General features: G+C 43.9%; 3 protein-coding genes. All 3 read left to right on the forward strand.

The window, feature by feature from the left end:
• Window positions 1–267: hypothetical protein (locus tag ACMQ5W_RS03860; RefSeq protein ID WP_419023541.1), on the forward strand; the 267-nt coding region annotated here is incomplete at its 5' end.
• Between the two features lie 376 nt (window positions 268–643).
• Complete coding sequence (locus tag ACMQ5W_RS03865) at window positions 644–2,317, forward strand: AAA family ATPase (RefSeq protein ID WP_419023543.1); 1,674 nt, start codon at window positions 644–646, stop codon at window positions 2,315–2,317.
• A gap of 329 nt (window positions 2,318–2,646) precedes the next feature.
• Window positions 2,647–4,100, forward strand: a 1,454-nt coding sequence (locus ACMQ5W_RS03870; protein ID WP_419023545.1) for a hypothetical protein, incomplete at its 3' end; no start/stop codon positions are given.

Here is a 4,100-nt window from a genome sequence, read left to right on the forward strand (position 1 = left end):
AAGAAGGGCTCCATCACCATCAAGTGGAAGAAGAGCTACGGCTACAAGGTGGACTACTTCCAGGTGTTCAGATCCACAAAGAAGAACAGCGGATATGGAACCAAGGCTTTCTACACCACAAAGACAGGAACCCAGAAGAGCTACAAGAACACCAAGGCTCTGAAGAAGGGAACCAGATACTACTACAAGGTTCGTGGTGTCAGGACCATCGATGGAGACAAGGTATTCACCAAGTGGTCAACCAAAGCAATCAGAACTGCAAAATAACATATAACAATGCTGACAGAACCCGCGGAAATTAATTCCGCGGGTTTTTATCAGAAACAAGTGAGTAACATTTAACCCCTATTTGCTCAAAAAATGCGAAAAACACCTAAAAAATTGTGAGCTACAAAGGGAGTATCCTAACCGCAAAGGCTGTATCCGTTGAAACTTGGTTGCCTCTCTTGCTCGGGATGCCGTTACGGCTCCTCAACAGTCAAGAAATTTAGGTGTTATTGGCCTTTTTTGATGAAATGACGGGTAAAATCGTATTGCGACAGTATCCTGGACATGGTCGAAGCCTTTTATGCTGGTGTTTTTGTTGTGTATTTTGAAACTTTGACGTATACTATACTTAGAATGACGGAAGGAGAGCTAGCCGATGAAAAAAGCCGTGCCAATTGGATACGAGGACATCAAGGAAATTATTGATAAGAATCTATATTATATCGACAAGACCATGATGATCAGAGAACTGCTCGATTCCGGGGCAAAGGTCAGCCTGTTCACCAGGCCGCGGCGCTTCGGGAAAACTCTGAATCTGAGCATGGTCCGCAGGTTCTTCGAGAAGGAGATAGACAGTGGATGGGAGCAGATTGACAACAGTTATCTTTTTGACGGGCTGGAGATTAGCAGCTGTGGGGAAAGGTATCTGCGCCATCAGCAGCAGTACCCGGTCATCAGCCTGTCCTTGAAATCGGCAAAACAGCCGACCTTTGATATGGCCTATCAAAGCATAATCGACGAGATGGTTAAAGAATTTGACCGGCATCGATACATCCTCGACAGAGACGTTTTACAGGCAGAAGACAGCAGACTATTTGAACGTTTCCTCCGTAAGGAAGCCGAGCCCATAGAGTATGCCAAAGGGCTGGAGTTTCTGTCAAAATGCCTCGCGGTCTATCACGGGAAGAATGCCATCATCCTCATCGATGAGTATGACGTGCCATTGGAAAATGCGTATTTCGAAGAATTTTATGAAGAGATGATTCAGTTCATTCGTTCAGTTTTTGAATCGGCGCTGAAGTCGAATCCGGCACTGGAGTTTGCCGTGATTACCGGGTGTCTGCGGATCAGCAAAGAGAGCATTTTTACAGGGCTGAACAATCTGAAGATCTATTCCGTGTTAAACGAACAATACGGAAACGCTTTTGGTTTTACACAGGAAGAGGTGGACACGTTGCTGCGTGACTATGATCTGGGTCAAAAGAGGAAAGAGGTCAGGAGATGGTACAATGGATACCTCTTTGGAGATTCTGAAATATATAACCCGTGGAGCATCCTCAACTATGTGGACGATAAAGGGAAGATGCTACAAGCATACTGGTCAAATACGTCATCAAACAGCATCGTCCGAGAACTGGTGGAAGAAGCAGACACAGAAACCAGACGGGAATTAGAGATGCTCATTGAAGGCAGGATTATTGAGAAACCAGTACATGAAGATATCACTTACGGTGATATCCATGAGTCGCGGGATAACCTGTGGAACTTTTTGTTTTTTACCGGTTATTTGAAACAGTGCGGTCAAAGGCTTGATGGACGAAAGCGATACCTTTTTTTAGCGATTCCCAATGAGGAAATCGCAGCGATTTATGAAGACTCCATTTTGGAATGGTCAAAAAAGAAACTTGCAGTGACCAATATGGATGCTTTGATTAGATCCATCGAAACTGGGGACTGTGATGCCTTTGGTGCATTTGTGTCTGAGCAGCTTCTCGACACGATCAGTTTCTTTGACTATGGGGAAAATTATTACCATGGCTTCCTCGCAGGGCTCTTAAAAGGCATCAAAGGCTTTACCGTCCTGTCAAACCGTGAGAGCGGAGAGGGACGTGCGGATATCATCCTGCGGGAGAATAAATTCTGCGGAAAAGCGGTGATTTTGGAACTGAAAGTGGCGAAAGCCTTTGATCAAATGGAAGGTTTATGCAGGGAGGCACTGCAGCAAATTGAAGAAAAGGACTACGAGGCGGAGCTGCGGAAAGACGGATACGGCCCGATCCTAAAATACGGCGTGTGTTTTTACAAGAAAGGCTGCATGGTCAGAAAATAGAGTGAGAATGAGAGATGGCAGAGATGCCATCTTTTTCTATTGTAAACATAGTTTCCCGCTTCTCCGCTATGGCTTGCATGCTGGCAAAATACCCCCACACCCGCCTCTGTTTAAAAAGATATCGTCGGTATAGAGGAGGTCCATAGTCAGATAATTGACCATAGTCAAAAATGTGCGGGGGGGGGTATAATATATATGTAAGCATCTGTGTGCAAGGCAGCTAAATTTTGCGTGTGGGTGCGTGTCCGAAATGGGACAGAATAAACCTATTCTGTGAGGAATTTTCCTAGCGGAATAAATCTTATTTAAATAAGAAAGGAAACGAGGGGATGAAAGCAAAAATGAAAAAAACCGCAGTTGTGTTGATGTCATTGATTATGGTCATGTGTTACATGCCGATGATGGCATTTGCGGATGATGGCACTGTTAATACAGCAGATGAACTGCAAGACGCGGTAACAGCAGCGCCAACTGAATCGCCGACTACAATTACACTTGGTAAGGATATTACTCTGGATGAACAAATCAGTATTCCAGCAAACAAAGACATCACTTTAAACTTGGCAGGTAATACATTAACTACAGATGTAGTTCCAGACAGCAACGATGTTAAGCAGGATAGCAGAGGTAGAAATGTTGCGTATAAAGCAGCTATCACTGTAAATGGTAAGTTGACTGTTGCAGGTTCTGGCAAGATTGAATCCATATCTGAATGGACTGAGGATATTAAAAGTACCTTAAATGTTGATCAGATTAGATACTGTGCCGGGCTGTTTTTAGTTGAAACAGAAGGAACCCTCAATGTCAAAGACGGAACTTATGAGACTGCAACTTACCAAATCATTACAACAAAAGGCAGTACTTTGATTGAAAATGGCTCGTTCACATGTATGGAAGCAGATACTGGGAAATTGGATTCAAAAGTAATGGTTTCCGTAGACGGCACTGATGCAAACTTTACAATGAAGAACGGCTCAATTACAGCATATACTTCACGTACTGCTGACTCGGGACTTTACGGAATTTATGCTAGTAAGGGAGGAAAAGTTGTACTTGGTGACAAAGACAGTGCAGCTGGTCCAAATATTAAAACTTATATGGCGACATTAGGTGCAAATAATTATACTGCGACAGCAGACTTTACCGTTTACGGCGGTACATATGAAAGTACATTTAGGCCGAGCAATCCACCGACGTACAACAATTTTGCTTCGCCAATTTATGCAGCTTGTGATGGCACTTTAAACATCTATGGAGGAACGTTTAAGGGCAAATTTGCACTTTCTATGCCTTATAAAAACACTAAATTAGACTGCAACATTTACAATGGAACATTTGAAGCGGCTGATTCAGAAGAGGTGTTTTATATTGGAACAACAGATGGAACATATGGCAATGGTGAGAAAAAAGTTGTTGTTAGAGGAGGAACTTTTACAAAGGGAGCAGCGAAAGCTGATGTTTCAAGTTATTTCCCTGACAGCAATTACAGCCAGGATGATACAGGCAAGGTTAGTTATAACCCACCATATGTCCCAACACCGACTCCGACTCCAACACCGGATGACAACGTAACCAGCAACCCTGGGGACAAGACAACGACTGCCGATGTTGAAACCTCAACAGGCGCAGACGGCAAAGCGACTGCCACGGTGGACAAGACAACGGCTGACAAGATTGTTGACAAAGCTGTTGAGAACAAGTCTGAAGAAGTCATCATCGATGCGACGACAAAGGGAGATGCCAAGGCAGCAGAAGTCAAACTCCCTGCTGAAACAGTCAAGGC

Origin of the sequence: Emergencia sp. (genome assembly GCF_048465375.1) — a bacterium.
GTDB lineage: Bacteria > Bacillota > Clostridia > Peptostreptococcales > Anaerovoracaceae > Senimuribacter.

Bases quoted from the DNA above. Each gene is read 5' to 3' on its own strand.
- ACMQ5W_RS03865 (WP_419023543.1), top strand. From the start codon at position 644: ATGAAAAAAGCCGTGCCAATTGGATACGAGGACATCAAGGAAATTATT.